We start from the raw sequence: 16,973 nt of genomic DNA on the forward strand, positions 1-16,973 counted from the left end.
ATGATTATGCTGCGCTATGTGGTGTATCGCTTTTTTACGATGCTGCTGACGCTGCTGGTCGTCTCGGTTTTGATATTCGTGATCATCAACCTTCCACCCGGCGACTATCTGAGCAACCAGATCGCAGAACTTCAGGCCTCGGGCCAGTCCGCAGGTGTCGCCAAGGCTGAATTCCTGCGCGCGGAATACGCGCTGGATCGCCCCATGTGGGAACAATATTTGATCTGGATGGGGTTCTGGCCCGGGCCACACGGGTTTTCGGGACTGCTACAAGGCAACTATGGCTGGTCGTTTGAGTTTGATCGACCCGTGTCTGACATCGTCGGTGACACATTGTGGCTGACCGTTGTGGTCAATCTGGCCGCAATTCTTTTTGTCTACGCTGTCGCTTTACCGCTTGGTGTTCTCGCCGCTGCCAAATCCCGGACATGGATCGATTATACATCGGCCTTCGTGGGATATTTGGGCCTGGCAACACCAAACTTTCTGCTGGCGCTGATCCTGTTTTACTACGGGCACCAGTACTTCAACCTACCCATTGGCGGCCTGATGGATCCCTCTTTTGAAGGCCAACCCATGAGTTGGGAAAAGCTGAAATCCATCCTGATCCACCTCATCGTCCCAACATTTGTTATCGGCACCTCTGGCGCCTCGGCCATGATGCAACGCTTGCGCGCAAACATGTTGGATGAGCTGGGCAAACCCTATGTGGAAACTGCCATCGCCAAGGGTATGGCACCGTCCCGGATGCTAACGAAGTATCCGCTACGTGTCGCCTTCAACCCCTTTGTGGCCGACATTGGTAACTTGTTGCCTTCGATGATCTCGGGCTCTGTTTTGGTCTCGGTGGTTCTGGGCCTGCAAACCATTGGTCCCACCTTGCTGACGGCGCTTAAGACGCAGGACCAATTTCTGTCGGCTTTCGTCCTGATGTTCGTTGCCTTGTTGACTCTGATTGGCACCATGATCTCGGATATACTGCTGGTCATGCTTGACCCACGCATCCGGTACGAAGGGCGCGAAGCATGACCGACCGCAACGACAACCGCTTTGTTGACGACGCTCCGTTTGATCCTCAGGCGTCGGTCCAGCAATTGGAGCGCGCGGATCTGGACGCCCCAAACTGGGTCTTGGTCTGGCGCAAATTCAGAACGCACAAATTGGGCCTTATCTCAGGTATCTTCCTGCTGCTGTGCTACCTGATGCTGCCCTTTGCGGGGTTCATTGCACCCTACGGCGCGAATGAACGCAACGGCGAGCACCTGTATGCCCCGCCACAATCGGTCAACTGGTTCCATGAAGGTGCTTTCATAGGCCCTTACGTCTATCCGATTGTGGCCGAGGCTGATTTGGAAACCTTCCAGTGGAAATTTGTGCCCGACACAGAAGATCCCCGTTCCATCCGGTTTTTCTGCGAAGGATCCGAATATCGGTTGGCCGGCTTGATCCCGACAGATACGCATCTGTTCTGTGCCCCAGAAGGTGCTACTCTATTCCTGTGGGGCTCCGACCGATTGGGCCGCGATGTTTTCAGCCGTATCCTTTATGGCGCGCAGTTGTCATTGACCGTTGGCCTGATCGGAATTTCGGTCTCATTCACGCTGGGCATTCTGTTCGGGTCGATGGCCGGATATTTCGGCGGGCGTATTGACTGGACCATTAACCGAGTAATCGAGGTCCTGCGATCCTTGCCGGAACTGCCGCTGTGGCTGGCCCTATCCGCTGCCGTGCCATCGAACTGGTCCCCGGTGACCGTCTTTTTCATCATTTCGATCATACTGGGCATTCTGGACTGGCCCGGCCTCGCCCGATCCGTCCGCGCCAAATTCCTGTCCCTGCGGGAAGAGGAATATGTGCGAGCCGCTGAAATGATGGGAGCGAGTTCGGGTCGCGTGATTCGCAAGCATCTGCTGCCCAACTTTATGTCGCACCTGATCGCTTCGGCGACCTTGTCGATCCCGGCCATGATCCTTGGTGAAACCGCGCTGTCCTTCCTTGGCCTTGGATTGCGCGCCCCTGCGGTCAGCTGGGGCGTGATGTTGAACGACGCTCAGGACCTTGTCTCAGTCGAGATTTACCCCTGGCTGGCGATACCGATGTTGCCGATCATTGTTGTGGTTCTGGCATTCAACTTCCTGGGTGACGGGCTGCGGGACAGTCTGGATCCCTACCAGCAATGAGCTTGCTCTCATCTCTTCCGGCTGTGGACGGCTACCGGAAAAAAGGTTCCGGCGCGCTGCCCAGCGCATTTGCAGTCTCGGAACTGGCCACGGCGAGCGTCGCGGCTGTGGGTCAGGAACTGGCGCGCCTGATGACGGCACTGAACCTTGCACCGACTGCACCCGAGGTAATCGTCGACCATCGCCTCGCGTCGCTTTGGTTTGGATACTCCTTCAAACCAGACGGTTGGGACATGCCCGACTTGTGGGATGCGATTGCCGGTAATTACCAGACCTCTGACGGCTGGATCCGGCTGCACACCAACCTTCCGCATCACCGAGATGCAGCCCTGAGAGTTCTGGAAACACCCGCAGATAGGGACGCTGTTGTCCAGGCTGTCAGATCCCGGACAGCCGCAGAACTTGAGACCGCTATCGTCGCTGAAGGCGGGGTCGCTGCAGCCATGCGCCGCCGCTCTGAATGGCAGGATCATCCGCAAGGCCGCGCTGTCGCCCGCGACCCGCTGATCGGCTGGCAAGGACCTCGAAGCATCAAACTGCGTGATCGACCCAAGGCAACTGAGGCGCGTCCTCTGGCCGGGCTGCGAGTCCTTGACCTGACCCGCGTTCTGGCTGGTCCCGTATCGACCCGCACACTCGCCGGGTTTGGCGCCGAAGTTTTGCGTATCGATCCTCCGGAATGGGACGAGCCCGGCGTGATCCCGGACATCTCACTAGGTAAGACTTGCGCGTATCTTGATTTGAAAACCCCAGAGGGGCTTGAGTGTCTGAAAGGCCTGCTGACGCACGCGGATGTCTTTGTCCATGGCTACCGACCTGGTGCTCTGGACGCACTTGGGCTGACAAAATCCAAACGGGACGAGTTGGCCGCGAATAGGGTTGAGGTCACGTTGGATGCCTATGGATGGCAAGGGCCGTGGTCAACGCGGCGTGGTTTCGACAGTCTGGTACAGATGAGCTCTGGGCTCGCTCATGCGGGGATGGACTGGGCAAGCGCCGATAAACCGACACCCTTGCCAGTTCAGGCCCTGGATCATGCCACCGGATATTTGATGGCCGCCTCGGTGCTGTCTGCGCTGGCCGAGGCTGCGTCGGGCAATTCGATTATGCACGCCCATCTGTCGCTGGCCCGAACAGCCGAATTACTGGCGGTTTTAGGCAAAACCGGACCAGATGATAAAGCAATCGAAGCCACTGCTAAGGACTACGCAGCGGCAATTGAGCAGTCTGGCTGGGGTCCCGGACACCGCCTCAAGCCGGCGCTGAGCGTTGGCAAGGCCAAAATGCGGTGGGCAAGCCCGGCTTCGGAACTCGGCTCATCAGAACCAGGCTGGCCCTCCCTGACCATCTGACGCACCCGCCGCGCGGAACGCGCGGCCCGGCCCAACGCATTGGGTAATGTCTCGTCAGAGACGTTTGCTAATGCGGTGGGAGATCACCTTAGCGATCATCTCCGCCGGGTCCGATATCATCAAGGTAATCCTCATCGATGGCTGCCTGAACCGCACCAGTCACTGCCTCGCGCTCCCTGGGCGTTAGGTCTTCCGTTTCTTTGCCATCCGCCAAACGAACTGTAACCTCACGGTGGGCAAACCGAATGCCTTCCCGCGCGAACAGCTCTCGGATATCCTGGTAGACCCGTTTGCGCACCAGCCACTGATCACCCGGCTTGGTCATGAATTTGACCCGGATGATCATCGCTGAGTCCTGCATCTCGATCACGCCCTGTGACTTGAGCGGCTGGATAAAGTTTTCCCCAATTACCGGATCGGTCAGCAACTCTTGCCCCAGCTTCTTGATCAGTTTGCGCACCTTTTCGACATCCGTATCATAGGTCACCCGTAGTGGCAGTTTCATGATCACCCAATCACGAGAGTAGTTGGTCAGAACTTTGATTTCCCCAAAGGGAATAGTGTTCAGCGCGCCCAGATGATGGCGCAGCTGGAACGAGCGAACAGATATTTTCTCGACCGTCCCTTTCACATCCCCAATGTCAATGTACTCGCCCTTGCGGAAGGCATCATCCATCAAAAAGAAGGCCCCTGAAAAGATGTCGCGTACCAGAGTTTGCGAACCAAAACCGACGGCCAGACCGACAACGCCGGCACCTGCAAACAATGGGCTAACGTTTATGCCCAGCTCCATCAGAACGATCAGGGCTATGGTCACCACAACCACGGCCAGAATGGCGCCTCGGAACAGCGGTAACAACGTGGCTAGCCGGCTCTGCCCACCTTCTCCACCCTCATCACCCAGCTCTGCGTCGCCGACCTCTACCTCTTCTTCTGCGATTTTACTGTCGATCCAGATGCGGAAGAAATGGAACAGGATGTAGCCCATGAACAGAATGACCATCACATCCAGCGCCCGTTCAATCGGCAGGTCCTCACTCCAACTGGCATCCGGGTTCCAGATGACCACAAGCGCATACAGACCCACGACAAAAGCCAGAATGCCGGCAACACGCCGCGCCAGATCTTCATAGGTCAGGATCGTGTGTTTTCTCTGCTCGGCTTCGGGTGTTTCGGTTCCCTCGCTGGGGTCTTCATCGCCATCGGCATCGCTGTTTATCTGTTCCAGCCGGCGATTGCGGTCAAAATACCGTTCAAGCAGATAGTTCATCGCGCCATAGGCCACGACCACGGACATGAAAATTGCATAGCTGCTGGCCACAATCGGCAGCGAGTTCTCGTTTTCCAGAACCAGATCCACCGCCAGCTTGAACCAGCTGAACACCATGTAAATGATCAATACCGGCGCCCATCCATAAGAAATAAAGCGCAAAATCCAAGATACTTGATCCGCCGCCCGTCCACCGCGGATTGCATGTGAAATAGCGCCAGCGTTGAACAGGATCATCAAAACGTTTCCGACAGCCCCCAACATCGTCAACCCGCCATAGACCATCGCGTAAACGTTGTAGTTCAGGCCAAAATCCGCCACCCAGGTCGAAAACAGCGCCACCGAGATGTCATACGTCGCCAAAGCCGACGCCCAGTAATAAAGACGCTTAGCGTGACGGTCAGAAAAGGGTGGCAAACGGTACTGGCTTAGATATGGAGACAGAACCATTCGCCACAGATCCGAGGCTGTGCGAGACAGGAAGAAAGCAGTAAAGACAGCCGTCACTGTAAACTGGATTGAGATATCTTCGGATTCGCCGAAAACCAGATACCCGACAATCAGCGCCATCAGCATGGCAAAAACTGTCGCTCCAATTCCTGTCAGAAAACGCATGACAAGGAACGGCATCTTCTCGCGGTACCCTTGCGGGTTTTCTTTTATCTTGGCGACGACATATCGCTTTGCAATACGCTTGCCGTAAATCTCGATGGACAGCCATCGCCCCAGCAAAAGGAACAGGATGTTCCAACCCAGAACTTCAAAATAGGTCTGTATTCGACCATCCGGACTGGTCTGTCGCAGAATGTACTGCACTTCGAACACCGAATAAGGCAGCGCTTCAAGGCGTGACTCCACCGACTCACGGAACTTCGAAAACCGTTCCTGCGCCTTCATCAGCTCAGACCCGTCAGCCATCGGGTTATCCGACGCATCCTCTTCTGCAGGCGCGTCACCCTGTGTCGTCGTGGCGATTTGCCCAGCGCTGTCAATCACGATGACACTAGCGCCTGCTTCGCTGGCGGCCCGGATCGCAGCGGTCAGATCGCTGTCACTCGTGGTTTCAGCGTCGTCGCTTGACCCGGTCGGGTACCCAGGTATCAACGATGTTTGCGCCGCCACGTCGACAGGAAAGGCCATCAAAAGGGCCCAGAATGCCAGGACTAGTCCGGCCAGAAAGTTTGGTTTCATAGGGTCTTGTATCCAGTTTTCCCGATGCCGGACAGATTACAGAACCACATGGGTCTATTCAAATCTTCACAGCAGACAATCTCAACATCTTGTCCGGACGTGTTCTCGGCGCACAGGGCCTCTGCGGGTGTTTTCAATTCAGGGGAAATTGACTATGACCGATTTTGTGTCTGAGTATCGTCCCGTTTGCTGTTTTCTCGATCATTCTGCGACCGATGCCAAACTCTGGTGCGATTTGCCGCGTATACATCAATATCCTGTTGCCAAATCGCAATGCTTAGCACATTTGCGGGAATACGCTTCTGCCTTTGGCAAGCGCCGCCAAGGAATGTAAGATAACGTCTGCGAACGCGCGGATACCGCATAACGACCTAGAAGACAGGCAAATGTATGAGCCTAAGCATAGCAAAAACCAAGTCGAACCGCGCGCCGCGTATCCTGTTTTACAGTCATGACACGTTTGGACTGGGTCATCTGCGGCGCTCGCGCGCCCTAGCTGCCGCGATGACGCAGGCAGATCCAAGCGCATCTGCGCTTATCCTGACGGGATCACCGATTGCTGGCCGTTTCACCTTTCCTCGTCGGGTTGACCACGTGCGGCTGCCCGGCGTGACCAAACGGGCCGATGGGTCTTATGCCGCGCGTACAATCGGGATGGGCATCGACGAGGTCACCGAGCTGCGTTCTGGTCTGATTCAAACTGCGGTTCAACAGTTCGATCCTGACGTCTTGATCGTCGATAAAGAACCCACAGGGTTCCGGGGTGAGCTGCTGCCAACGTTGAAGCATATGGAAAACGACAGTGGCACCAAGCTGATCCTTGGCTTGCGTGATGTCCTGGACGAACCCGAGGTTCTGGCCGCCGAATGGGCCCGCAAGGAGGCCATCGCAGCGACTGAGCGGTTCTATCACGAAATCTGGGTTTATGGGCTGCGGTCAATCTATGACCCGACCAAGGGGTTGCCACTAAGCCCCGCTGCTCAATCCCGTATCCACTGGACCGGTTACCTGCGGCGCGATCTCGGCCCCATCGGTGAGCCGCCTGAACAGCCCTATATTCTAATCACGCCCGGCGGCGGCGGTGACGGTAAGGCAATGGTTAATCTGGTCTTGTCCGCTTACGAACAAGACCCGAAGCTATCGCCTCGCGCTGTTCTAGTCTACGGCCCCTTCTTGTCCGGCGAGTTGCGCGAAGAGTTTGAAACCCGCGTCGCCGCACTGAATGGTCGCGTTACAGCCGTGGGGTTTGAATCCCAGATTGAAACTTTTTTTGCGGGTGCCGCCGGGGTGGTTTGCATGGGGGGCTACAACACGTTCTGCGAGGTTCTGTCCTTTGACAAACGCGCTGTCATCGTCCCCCGCACTACTCCGCGTCTGGAACAATGGATCCGGGCGTCGCGCGCCGAAGACCTCGGCCTGGTGAAGATGCTTGATGAGACGCGCGATGGTTTGACGCCCGCCTCAATGATCCAGGCCATCCGAAACCTGCCGCATCAAGACTTACCGTCGCAGACTATCCAGGACGGTTTGCTGGACGGGCTGGACTACGTCACTGATCGCATCGACACATTGCTGGGCCGGGAACAGGAACGGGCCACCGGATGACCGCGACTGCCCCAAAGTTGGCGGTGTTGGTCAAAGGCTGGCCGCGCCTCTCCGAGACGTTCATCGCCCAGGAGCTTGTTGCCTTGCAGGATGCCGGGCATCAGTTTGACATTTGGTCGCTGCGCCACCCGACCGACACCAAACGCCATCCCCTGCACGACCAATTTGCGGGACAGGTGCATTATCTGCCCGAGTATCTCTTTGACGAGCCTCAACGCGTTTGGAATGCGCGGCATCGTGCCCAGCACATGCCTGGTTATGCAGAAGCTTATTATGTCTGGCGCCAGGATTTGCGCCGTGACCCGACGCACAACCGCATTCGCCGCTTTGGTCAGGCTTGTGTATTGGCCGCAGAATTGCCTGAGGCGACACAGGGCCTGTACGCACATTTCATGCACACACCGTCATCCGTCGCCCGCTATGCTGCCATCATGCGCGCCATCCCGTGGAGCTTTTCGGCCCATGCCAAAGACATCTGGACCTCACCCGATTGGGAAAAACGCGAAAAGCTACAGGCAAAAACCCACGGTGCCCAATTTGGTGCGACTTGTACTGCCGTCGGTGCCGACCACCTGCGCGAGCTCGCAGACGACCGGGGTCGTGTCGATCTGATCTATCACGGGTTGGACCTGACCCGTTTTCCAACACCGCCCAATCGCATCCAGCGCGCGTCTGATAGCCCGTTTCGCATGGTGTCCGTCGGCCGTTTGGTCGAGAAAAAGGGCTTTGACGGCCTGATCGAAGCGTTTGCCTTGTTGCCCGCATCGCTGGATTGGCACTGGACTCACATTGGGGGCGGCTCTCTCGGCGACGCTTTGACAGGGCAAGCCAACGCAGCCGGGGTCGCAGACAGGATCACCTGGCAGGGTCCGTGCGATCAGCCGGAAGTGATTCAGGCCATGCGAGCCGCAGACTTGTTCGTGCTGCCAAGCCGCATTGCAGCCGATGGTGACCGCGACGGGTTGCCCAATGTCTTGATGGAAGCAGCCTCGCAATTGCTGCCGATCCTGTCTACGCCAGTGTCGGCCATTCCAGAGTTCATCGAGAGCGAAACGCATGGCGTTCTGTCTAATGACGACCCCGCTTCGCTGGCTGCGGCAATGATGGCAATGGCTTCCAATCCTGAGAAATCTGCCCAGTTGGCCGATGCCGCCTACCACCGTCTGATCGCCGAATTTCGGATGGATCCGGGCATCGCACGCCTGTCTGCGCGGCTGAATGCCTTGTGTTCGGATGCGGCGTAATGGCCCGAGTTGCCTTTTATGCACCGATGAAAGCTCCGGACAGCCCGAAACCTTCGGGCGATCGCGAAATGGCCCGAAACCTGATGAAGGCCATCGCTGCCCAAGGTGATCCAAGCGATTTGGTGTCCCGTCTTCGTATCTATGACAAAACGGGGGACGCTGCCCTGCAACAAACACTCCGTGACGCGGCGCAGGCTGAAGCAAAACGACTAATCGCCCAGATGCCGTTGGATACGGACCTTTGGGTGACGTACCACAACTATTACAAAGCCCCCGATTTACTGGGGCCGCAGGTCTGCGCGGCGCGGGAAATTCCCTACGTCCAATTGGAAAGCACCCGCGCCACCAGTCGCTTGACCGGCCCGTGGGCCGGGTTCGCGCAATCTGCGCATGATGCTTGCGATGCGGCCCAAGTAATCTTTTACCACACCGCAAATGACCTGATCACGCTGGAACGAGACCGGTACCACAATCAGGCGTTGGTAGAACTTCCACCCTTCTTGCCAATCTGCGAGTTACCCCCGGAAACCTCTGGCCATGGTCCGATGCTGACGGTGGGGATGATGCGAGATGGCGATAAGCTGGCGTCTTACGCAATTCTGGCCCAGGCTTTGTCCCATTTGGAAGGCGACTGGAGTCTTGAGATCGCAGGCGACGGCCCTGCCCGGGCCGAAGTCGAAGCCCTTATGGCACCATTTGGTGGCAAGGTTGAATTTCTGGGTCAGTTGGATCGCGATGCTTTGCACGCGGCATATTCGCAATCCTCATTTCTCGTATGGCCTGGCGTGAACGAGGCATACGGTATGATCTACCTAGAAGCGCAGTCGGCGGGCCTGCCGGTGGTTGCACAAGACCGGCCCGGGGTTCGGGATGTGCTGTTCCCATCTGATTACCCGTCGGTCAGCGCGGGCCCCATGGGCCTTGCCAAGCACATGCAACAGCTGCTGGATGATCCGCTCCTCTGCCGGTCTATGGGCTCAAAGGCGCGCGCGCATATCGAGCGCCACCATCTGATGCCCAAAGCAACCGAACGGTTTTGGGCAACCATTCGTCCAATGCTAAAGGTATCGTCATGACCCGACTGGCCCTGCTGCGTCACGGACATACGGATTGGAACCGAGCCGGGCGCATTCAGGGGCGCAGCGACATTCCGTTGGATCAAACCGCGCGCGACGAGTTGTCGGGGTACGATCTTCCCGATCACTGGAACGCTGCTGACATCTGGTCCAGCCCACTGCAGCGTGCCAGCGAGACAGCCAGGCTGGTTACCGGCCAACCGCCCCGGATATCGGATGCGCTGATTGAAATGAACTGGGGTGACTGGGAAGGCTTGCGCGGCGTTGATCTGATTGCTGACACCGACAGTGGTTATCGACATATCGAGGATTGGGGATGGGCCTATCGCCCTCCAAACGGCGAAAGCCCGGCCGAGGTCTGGGCCCGGTTGTCCCCTTGGGTTTTGGGTCTGCGGTCCGATACGGTCGCTGTTTGCCATATCGGGATCATGCGGGTCATTCTTGCCCAAGCATGGGGCTGGGATTTCGAAGGTCCCGCACCATTTAAAATCAAACGCAATCGGCTTTACGTTATCAATTTGACCGATATGTCCCCCGACGCCGCCCCTGTTCGTCTGATCAAACGCGAGGCCATCTGATGAAGGTGATGATCATCGTCACGCATTTGCTGGGCACAGGTCATCTGAGCCGCGCTTTGACACTGGGACGGGCCTTTGCCGAGGATGGGGATGGGGGCGACGTTATGGTTGTATCTGGCGGCATGCCCGCACCGCAGTTGGACAGCGGCGGCGTGACGTTGTTTGGGCTGCCGCCTTTGCGATCTGATGGAACAGATTTCACCCGATTGCTGACCGACCAAAATGATGTCGCCGATGACCGCTACAAAGCAGCGCGCGTAACGGCCCTAACGCAAGCTGTCCAAAGCTTTCAGCCGCAGGTTCTGATCACCGAGCTTTATCCATTTGGTCGAAGATCGCTGGCCAGCGAATTCGACACGGCCCTCACCACTGCTCGGAACCTTGACCAGCGGCCCATCATTCTTGGATCAATCCGGGATATTCTGGCCCCCCCGTCGAAGCCCTCAAAGGCCACCCGCGCAGATGACATTATCGAGCAGTTTTACGACGGCATTTTGGTCCATTCCAACCAAAGCCTAACACCGTTGTCTGTCAGTTGGCCTGTGTCAGCGAAGTTGGCGGCGCGATTGCATTATACGGGTTTTGTTGCGCCAGAACCGCCACAACCACATCCCGAGGATATTGGCGCGCATGAGGTACTTGTAAGCGCAGGTGGCGGATCGGTAGGACAGCCTATCTTTCGCGCGGCCATCGAGGCCGCCCGAAAGATGCCCAACAGGCGCTGGCGCCTGTTGGTTGGTGGGCAGGATGCTAAAAGGCGCATTGCCGAACTTTCTGAATTGGCGCAAGGCACAGCTGTGTCACTGGAACCCGTACGTCCGGATTTTCGACAGATGCTGCCTCATGCCGCTGCTTCGATCAGTATGTGTGGCTACAACACAGCACTGGACATCCTGCAAATTGGCACACCAGCGGTATTTGTTCCGTTCGATGACGGCAAGGAAGTTGAACAAGGGCTGAGAGCCCACAGCTTGTCCGAGCTACCAGCGATTGAGGTTCTGACCAGTCAGAATCTGACAGGTGAGAGGCTTGCAAATGCTCTAGAGCGTGTCATTTCCGATGGGCCGCGCGGTCCCCAGATACAGGGGTTTGATGGTGCGCAGCAGACAGTTGAAGTCACAAAGCGCCTTTTGGAGAAACGTCGATGATCCCGGACTGGCAGCCGCTTGATGCTGAACTGAAGCTCTGGCTTGATCAGGAGGTCTCTCTGCCGCTGTGGTGGCGGGACGATGATACAATCTGCCAAACCCCTCAGTTGGATAGGCTGTCCGAGATGTCGCAACAGTTGGGTCTGCCTGTTCATTTGGCCATTGTACCGCGCGACGTCGACCCCAATTTGGCAGATTATGCCTTGCGACGACCAACCCTGATTCCAGTTGTCCACGGCTGGGCCCATATGAACCATGCGCCAGACGGCGAAAAGAAATCTGAGTTCGGCTTGTATCGCCCGTTAGAGGACATCGTTGCAGATGCGCGGGCAGGCCATGCGAAGCTGACAGAGCTATTCGGTAACGATCTGCGCCCCATGTTCGTGCCCCCCTGGAACCGCATCGCCGCCGAAGCCGTAAACCGGTTACCGGAAATAGGCTTTCGCTTCCTCTCAACTGCAACGCCCCGCAAGACCGCGCAACCCATGCCAGGTTTGGATCAAATCAACACGCATCTCGACCCAATTGACTGGCGCGGGAGCCGTGGATTAATCCCGGCTGATACACTGATCGCTAAGACGGCCGGCCTGTTACGGGATCGTCGCGAAGGGCGTGCCGACAATACAGAACCCTTTGGCGTATTGACGCACCATCTGGTCCATGATCAAGACATCTGGGACTTTATCAACGCCTTGCTGCGCAAACTGCTGGATGGCCCTGCGGACGCGTGGGTTGCCCCAAGAACCTGACGAGAGAATTCCCCGATGAGCCGACTGGATTCCATGCTGCGCCGCCTGACGGCCCAACGAGATGGATTAAACTGGGCCGCAGCCCGAATTGGCGACGCACCCGGTGACATTCTGGACATGGGGCTGGGCAACGGCCGCACCTATGATCATCTGCGGGAGATCCTGCCAGATCGCAAGATATGGGTAATGGACCGGGTGCTGCAATGTCATCCTGACAGCACCCCTCCATCCGAGGACTTTCTACAAGGTGAAGCCGAGCCGATGTTGCGCAAACTGGCAGACACCGGACGCAAAGTTGCGATGGCGCATTATGATTTCGGGCGCGGCATCAAGAATGAGGACGTGGCCGAGGCTGCCCGCCTCTGCCCGTCGATCTCGCGCGTGATGCAACCCGGCGGCCTGTTAATCTCGGGGCAACCGCTTGTGGGGTTTGAGCAGATCAAAGGTCCCGAAACCGTCGCCCCGGACCGTTATCTGTTTTATCTCGCCTGATCTGAGTTTTCTTTCGCGCGTTGTCAGGCAACCCGCCGCCCACGCGACCAGACCGCAGTGAGAGCGGGGACACTCGCCCGCATGCGAAATCGGATCAGATCAGCACGCGCGCCGGTTCGCAGAGCGCCACGATCCTCTAGTTCCGCAGCCCGAGCGGGGGCAAGCGTTACGGTTCTGATACCGCGCGCCATGTCACCCCATAGCTCGCCCAGTCTGGCTGCCGACAACAATAAAGCAGCCGGAACATAGTCCGAAGACATAATGTCAAGATGGCCAAGTTCAGCCAGTTCCTGCGCCGCGACATTACCGGAATGGGATCCTCCTCGGATGATATTCGGCGCTCCCATCATGACCTTGATATCGTGATCATGGCAGGACCGCGCGGCCTCGACCGTCGTTGGGAATTCGGCAAGGCTAATACCGTGGCCCGCCGAGACCCGAACCTGATCCTCCGTCGTGTCATCATGGCTGGCCAGAACTGCCCCAAAACGCCGCGCGGCTTTGACTGTTTCAATCTCGTGCCGATCGCCGTTGCGATCCCGTAACCCCTTTAGCTGGGCGACGTGCTGCATGAATGTGTCGTCATCCATGGCGTGCTTACCCTTCAGGTAAGCCTCGAGCTTGGCCATATCGCGAAACTGCCGCTGTCCAGGTGTGTGATCCATGATCGAAACAATACCCACCCTGTCCTCTGGACCAAACTCACCCAATTCTTCGACGAGTGTTTCCGAACAAACCTCGGCGCGCAAATGAAGGAAATGACTGATTTTCAGCGCATCCTGTTCGCGCAATTGCCAAAGCTCTCGGGACAAACCCCGCGCATATTGCCTGTATCGCGCCGCACCTGAGGGGATCGACCCGACCCGCATCGCATCAAACACTGTCGTGATTCCGGTGCTGGCCAGTTCCGCATCATGGGCCAGGATCGCCGCCGCGTGGGGCCAGTCGACCTTGGGGCGTGGCTGGATGTGACGCTCCAGATTATCGGTATGCAGCTCGACCAAGCCTGGGCTGACATAGTCGCCGTCACAATCGATTGCGCCTTTTGGAACCGATGCTCCTGTGTCGATGTCAGCAATGTATTCGCCGACAATCCGAACACTGCCGGTGACAGTCTCGTCGGGCAGCACAATCGTGGCATTGGCAAGGATCAAGTCTTCTGTCATCTGAACTTCACACAGTTTGAGCTATTGGAACGCCACGCAATAGGAGGAGGCCAATGTGACATTCACGCGGTACGCGATCTATTTTGCGCCACCCGCTGCGGCGGATTGGACGAAATTTGCAACCAGCTGGTTGGGCTGGGATATCGAAAACGGGGCCGAGGTCGCGCACCCTGTCATAGATGGCATCGATGTCGCAGCTGTTTCGCAGGTACCGCGGAAATACGGGCTGCATGGGACGATGAAACCACCATTTCGCCTGAGGACCGGCCAATCGCTTAGCGCGCTGCAGAGCGCTTGCGCGACGCTTGCGGCCAGCCGCGCGCCTGTGGCGATGGAAGGTCTTGAGATCGCGCGCTTGGGCCGTTTCCTTGCGCTGCGCCCGTTGGGACATGCCGAGCAGTTGAACGCGCTGGCCGCAGCCTGCGTTCACGAACTGGACGACTTTCGCGCGGCGACATCCGAAGCTGAATTGGCGCGACGGCGCGCAGCTAACTTGACCCGGGACCAAGAGGCCAATCTGATCCAATGGGGCTATCCTTACGTGCTGGCATCCTTCCGGTTCCATATAACGCTCAGCGGCAGGTTGGACAAACCCACCTTGGTCAAAGTGCAATCCGCACTGGACACACATCTCGGCCCCCTGCTGCCCACGCCGTTCGAGATCACCGATCTGACCTTGATGGGAGAGGCTGAAGACGGCCGGTTTCACCTGATCCATCGCTATGCCCTTTCCGGCTGAAGTCGGGTCAGGATTTCGCTGATCGTTTCATCAAGTGATCCTGAATTGTCGATTTCGATGACGCGGCTCAGCCCGTCGGGCAATAGCGCTTTGGCTTCACATCGTTGCTGGGCAATTTCAGCGAGCGCGCCGTAAAGCGGCCCGTGCGCGGGCCAGTGCATCGCAAACGCACCATCCCGCACCACGTACTCAAACACATCAACGGACACGCGTTTGACGTGTTTGAAGATCTTATCGCAGGGGCTCTTCGATATGTTTCTCATCATCCACTCCTTGGTGGCTACGATGAACCAGAAACACTCTCTTATCATATACGGCTATCTGGACCCACAATCGCTGACGTCAAACAACCCACATCCAGCGTCGCATCATCAACAAAAATTATCACCGAAGCGCATGGTCAGTTTTTGATCCGCAGCATGTGCCACCCTCAACTCATCTTGGCGATCGGTTACAGACGCAATTCAAGCGAGGGTGTCATTTGCGTGAAAGTTCTATAACGGTGCCACAATGCTGGTTCGCGCGTTGTTCGTTCAGAAAGGCGGGTTGCAGGTCTACCACTCGCCCCCTGCTGCAGGTATATGCATCGGCAACGCTCCAACACTTACGAGGCTGCAATGAGCTTTGACCGCACCATCAAGATCGCTCCGTCGATCCTGTCTGCCGATTTTGCCAATTTCGGACAAGAGATTCAGGCCATAGAAGCGCAGGGCGCGGATTGGGTCCATGTTGATGTGATGGACGGTCACTTCGTTCCCAACCTCACGTTCGGCCCCCCGGCGGTAAAAGCTTTTCGGCCACATGTCAAAACGGTGATGGACGTTCACCTGATGATCACCCCGGTTGATCCGTACATTCAGGCCTACGCGGACGCGGGCGCGGATATCCTGACCGCCCATGTTGAGGCCGGCCCGCATACACACCGCACTCTGCAAGCCATTCGCGCCGCCGGTATGAAAGCAGGCGTCGCCCTGAACCCCGGCACGCCCGCCGAGACAGTTGAACACCTATTGGATCTGGCAGACCTGGTTTGCGTCATGACAGTGAACCCGGGCTTTGGCGGCCAGAAGTTCATCGACATGACCGACAAAGTCCGCAAGCTGCGTCAAATGATCGGAGACCGCCCGATCCATATCGAGATCGATGGCGGGGTCGACCCACTGACCGCCCCTCTGGTTGCCGCGGCAGGTGCTGATGTTCTGGTGGCAGGGTCAGCGGTGTTCAAGGGTGGGTCGGTGACCAATCCCGAAGTCTATGGCGAGAATATTAATGCGGTACGGGCTGCGGCTGAATCTGCTCAGCAGTGAAGCTTGTACGCCAAAACGCGCAAGCCTGTCCGGTCTGAACAAACAAGCGTACATCGCCAATCACGTTCGAAACCGACAAGGAGGGAACACCCTACATTGGTGTTCCAGGTGAGAGCTCAAGCGACTTGCACGGATGTGAGAGGTTTGGCCAAGAAGTAACAGAATACTGTCGCAATGGCGGCTTTGAGCCCAAAACTACCAATGCTATCCAGCAGTAGCTGATTTGGTTTCGCGTTTAGCTTTCAAGTGAAGTGCAAACAAGGTAGCAAGTTTCTATGAGGTGGATGTTGGTTACTTTTGGATTGGTATTGTTGTTTTCTGGCCCGCGTTTGGGCCAAGTATTTCAGTGCTATTGGGAGATTTCTCAAACGGTTGAAGAAGACTGGTCAACCGCGATCTGTGGAAGTCCGGCATGGGTCGACCTGAAGTTCGTTGCACCGTTTCAGTTAGTTGGTGCACTGCTGTGTATTTTAGGCGTTTGGCTTATGAAGAAAAAAAACGCAAAAGTTGTTTAATGCATATGATGACTGGCAGCTTCGTCCCGCTAAGCTTTAGATCAAAGAAGGCCGCCCGTTGTGGGGCGGCCTTCTTTGTTTCAACGATGTGCCGGGCTGATGCCCGGCCTACCGATTACTCTACAATCTTCGACACAACGCCGGCGCCGACGGTGCGGCCGCCTTCGCGGATGGCAAATCGCAGGCCGTTTTCCATCGCGATCGGTGCGATCAGTTCAACCTCGAACGACACGTTGTCGCCGGGCATCACCATCTCGGTGCCAGCCGCCAGAGTCACGGTGCCGGTCACGTCAGTCGTACGGAAGTAGAACTGCGGACGGTAGTTCGCGAAGAACGGCGTGTGACGACCACCTTCATCCTT

16 protein-coding genes and 1 pseudogene are annotated in these 16,973 nt (G+C 57.1%); 13 read left to right on the plus strand and 4 right to left on the minus strand.

The features are described from left to right. From Q1B13_RS17420 to Q1B13_RS17430, 3 genes are read left to right on the plus strand one after another with little or no spacing between them, the layout of a single operon-like run. Nucleotides 1-1,029: an ABC transporter permease gene (locus tag Q1B13_RS17420; protein ID WP_299082615.1), complete on the plus strand. Its 1,029-nt coding sequence runs from the start codon at nucleotides 1-3 to the stop codon at nucleotides 1,027-1,029. Beyond that, on the plus strand, nucleotides 1,026-2,180 hold the full coding sequence (locus Q1B13_RS17425) for an ABC transporter permease (protein ID WP_299082616.1): 1,155 nt from the start codon (nucleotides 1,026-1,028) through the stop codon (nucleotides 2,178-2,180). Before Q1B13_RS17420 ends, Q1B13_RS17425 begins: the two co-directional genes overlap by 4 nt. Further along, nucleotides 2,177-3,532, plus strand: a complete 1,356-nt coding sequence (locus Q1B13_RS17430) for a CoA transferase (RefSeq protein ID WP_299082617.1) — start codon at nucleotides 2,177-2,179, stop codon at nucleotides 3,530-3,532. Before Q1B13_RS17425 ends, Q1B13_RS17430 begins: the two co-directional genes overlap by 4 nt. 88 nt (nucleotides 3,533-3,620) lie before the next feature. Here Q1B13_RS17430 and Q1B13_RS17435 read toward each other — a convergent pair whose 3' ends face one another. Next, on the minus strand, nucleotides 3,621-5,942 hold the full coding sequence (locus tag Q1B13_RS17435) for a mechanosensitive ion channel domain-containing protein (protein WP_299800091.1): 2,322 nt from the start codon (nucleotides 5,940-5,942) through the stop codon (nucleotides 3,621-3,623). A gap of 441 nt (nucleotides 5,943-6,383) precedes the next feature. Here Q1B13_RS17435 and Q1B13_RS17440 point away from each other — a divergent pair, with 441 nt between their 5' ends. Genes Q1B13_RS17440 through Q1B13_RS17470 form a run of 7 tightly spaced genes read left to right on the plus strand, consistent with a single transcriptional unit; the run spans nucleotide 6,384 to nucleotide 12,885 of the window. Beyond that, nucleotides 6,384-7,598: a glycosyltransferase gene (locus tag Q1B13_RS17440; RefSeq protein ID WP_298936544.1), complete on the plus strand. Its 1,215-nt coding sequence runs from the start codon at nucleotides 6,384-6,386 to the stop codon at nucleotides 7,596-7,598. Continuing rightward, nucleotides 7,595-8,842, plus strand: coding sequence for a glycosyltransferase family 4 protein (locus Q1B13_RS17445; RefSeq protein WP_299082619.1), 1,248 nt, complete (start codon nucleotides 7,595-7,597; stop codon nucleotides 8,840-8,842). Before Q1B13_RS17440 ends, Q1B13_RS17445 begins: the two co-directional genes overlap by 4 nt. Next, complete coding sequence (locus tag Q1B13_RS17450; protein ID WP_299082620.1) at nucleotides 8,842-9,918, plus strand: glycosyltransferase family 4 protein; 1,077 nt, start codon at nucleotides 8,842-8,844, stop codon at nucleotides 9,916-9,918. Before Q1B13_RS17445 ends, Q1B13_RS17450 begins: the two co-directional genes overlap by 1 nt. Continuing rightward, nucleotides 9,915-10,496: a histidine phosphatase family protein gene (locus Q1B13_RS17455; protein ID WP_299082621.1), complete on the plus strand. Its 582-nt coding sequence runs from the start codon at nucleotides 9,915-9,917 to the stop codon at nucleotides 10,494-10,496. The genes Q1B13_RS17450 and Q1B13_RS17455 overlap by 4 nt, the downstream gene beginning before the upstream one ends. Next, a complete protein-coding gene (locus Q1B13_RS17460; protein ID WP_299082622.1) occupies nucleotides 10,496-11,644 on the plus strand; it encodes a glycosyltransferase in 1,149 nt (382 codons plus the stop codon). The genes Q1B13_RS17455 and Q1B13_RS17460 overlap by 1 nt, the downstream gene beginning before the upstream one ends. Next, the gene (locus Q1B13_RS17465; RefSeq protein WP_299082623.1) at nucleotides 11,641-12,393 is read left to right on the plus strand and encodes a polysaccharide deacetylase family protein; all 753 of its coding nucleotides are present in this window, start codon (nucleotides 11,641-11,643) and stop codon (nucleotides 12,391-12,393) included. The genes Q1B13_RS17460 and Q1B13_RS17465 overlap by 4 nt, the downstream gene beginning before the upstream one ends. Before the next feature lie 15 nt (nucleotides 12,394-12,408). Further along, complete coding sequence (locus tag Q1B13_RS17470; protein ID WP_299082624.1) at nucleotides 12,409-12,885, plus strand: class I SAM-dependent methyltransferase; 477 nt, start codon at nucleotides 12,409-12,411, stop codon at nucleotides 12,883-12,885. 23 nt (nucleotides 12,886-12,908) lie between these two features. On the opposite strand, the gene Q1B13_RS17475 is transcribed toward Q1B13_RS17470, so the two are convergent. Further along, nucleotides 12,909-14,051 carry an alpha-D-ribose 1-methylphosphonate 5-triphosphate diphosphatase gene (locus tag Q1B13_RS17475; RefSeq protein WP_299082625.1) on the minus strand — a complete coding sequence of 381 codons (1,143 nt, stop codon included), beginning with the start codon at nucleotides 14,049-14,051 and terminating at the stop codon, nucleotides 12,909-12,911. Between the two features lie 55 nt (nucleotides 14,052-14,106). Here Q1B13_RS17475 and Q1B13_RS17480 point away from each other — a divergent pair, with 55 nt between their 5' ends. Next, the gene (locus Q1B13_RS17480) at nucleotides 14,107-14,790 is read left to right on the plus strand and encodes a DUF1045 domain-containing protein (RefSeq protein WP_299082626.1); all 684 of its coding nucleotides are present in this window, start codon (nucleotides 14,107-14,109) and stop codon (nucleotides 14,788-14,790) included. Here Q1B13_RS17480 and Q1B13_RS17485 read toward each other — a convergent pair. Next, entirely contained in the window at nucleotides 14,772-15,053 is a 282-nt protein-coding gene (locus Q1B13_RS17485) for a hypothetical protein (protein ID WP_299082627.1), read from the minus strand. The genes Q1B13_RS17480 and Q1B13_RS17485 overlap by 19 nt on opposite strands. 354 nt (nucleotides 15,054-15,407) lie before the next feature. Between Q1B13_RS17485 and rpe the strand changes: the two genes are divergently transcribed. After that, nucleotides 15,408-16,097 (plus strand): ribulose-phosphate 3-epimerase, encoded by a 690-nt coding sequence (gene rpe / locus Q1B13_RS17490; protein ID WP_299082628.1) that lies wholly within the window; start codon nucleotides 15,408-15,410, stop codon nucleotides 16,095-16,097. Between the two features lie 275 nt (nucleotides 16,098-16,372). Beyond that, complete coding sequence (locus Q1B13_RS17495) at nucleotides 16,373-16,612, plus strand: hypothetical protein (protein ID WP_299800097.1); 240 nt, start codon at nucleotides 16,373-16,375, stop codon at nucleotides 16,610-16,612. Between the two features lie 115 nt (nucleotides 16,613-16,727). Here the strand turns inward: Q1B13_RS17495 and tuf are convergent. Further along, nucleotides 16,728-16,973, minus strand: a pseudogene (gene tuf, locus Q1B13_RS17500) (elongation factor Tu); the annotation flags it as partial.

Origin of the sequence: uncultured Ruegeria sp. (assembly GCF_947489545.1) — a bacterium.
In the GTDB taxonomy this organism is placed as follows: Bacteria; Pseudomonadota; Alphaproteobacteria; order Rhodobacterales; family Rhodobacteraceae; genus Ruegeria.

What these genes read in the sequence shown, in the direction of transcription:
- Q1B13_RS17465 (WP_299082623.1), top strand. Translation starts at nt 11,641, where the DNA reads ATGATCCCGGACTGGCAGCCGCTTGATGCTGAACTGAAGCTCTGGCTT.
- Q1B13_RS17450 (WP_299082620.1), top strand. Translation starts at nt 8,842, where the DNA reads ATGGCCCGAGTTGCCTTTTATGCACCGATGAAAGCTCCGGACAGCCCG.
- Q1B13_RS17420 (WP_299082615.1), top strand. Translation starts at nt 1, where the DNA reads ATGATTATGCTGCGCTATGTGGTGTATCGCTTTTTTACGATGCTGCTG.
- Q1B13_RS17445 (WP_299082619.1), top strand. Translation starts at nt 7,595, where the DNA reads ATGACCGCGACTGCCCCAAAGTTGGCGGTGTTGGTCAAAGGCTGGCCG.
- Q1B13_RS17475 (WP_299082625.1), bottom strand. Translation starts at nt 14,051, where the DNA reads ATGACAGAAGACTTGATCCTTGCCAATGCCACGATTGTGCTGCCCGAC.
- Q1B13_RS17440 (WP_298936544.1), top strand. Translation starts at nt 6,384, where the DNA reads ATGAGCCTAAGCATAGCAAAAACCAAGTCGAACCGCGCGCCGCGTATC.
- Q1B13_RS17460 (WP_299082622.1), top strand. Translation starts at nt 10,496, where the DNA reads ATGAAGGTGATGATCATCGTCACGCATTTGCTGGGCACAGGTCATCTG.
- Q1B13_RS17430 (WP_299082617.1), top strand. Translation starts at nt 2,177, where the DNA reads ATGAGCTTGCTCTCATCTCTTCCGGCTGTGGACGGCTACCGGAAAAAA.
- Q1B13_RS17495 (WP_299800097.1), top strand. Translation starts at nt 16,373, where the DNA reads ATGAGGTGGATGTTGGTTACTTTTGGATTGGTATTGTTGTTTTCTGGC.
- Q1B13_RS17455 (WP_299082621.1), top strand. Translation starts at nt 9,915, where the DNA reads ATGACCCGACTGGCCCTGCTGCGTCACGGACATACGGATTGGAACCGA.
- Q1B13_RS17485 (WP_299082627.1), bottom strand. Translation starts at nt 15,053, where the DNA reads ATGAGAAACATATCGAAGAGCCCCTGCGATAAGATCTTCAAACACGTC.
- Q1B13_RS17425 (WP_299082616.1), top strand. Translation starts at nt 1,026, where the DNA reads ATGACCGACCGCAACGACAACCGCTTTGTTGACGACGCTCCGTTTGAT.
- rpe (WP_299082628.1), top strand. Translation starts at nt 15,408, where the DNA reads ATGAGCTTTGACCGCACCATCAAGATCGCTCCGTCGATCCTGTCTGCC.
- Q1B13_RS17470 (WP_299082624.1), top strand. Translation starts at nt 12,409, where the DNA reads ATGAGCCGACTGGATTCCATGCTGCGCCGCCTGACGGCCCAACGAGAT.
- Q1B13_RS17435 (WP_299800091.1), bottom strand. Translation starts at nt 5,942, where the DNA reads ATGGCCTTTCCTGTCGACGTGGCGGCGCAAACATCGTTGATACCTGGG.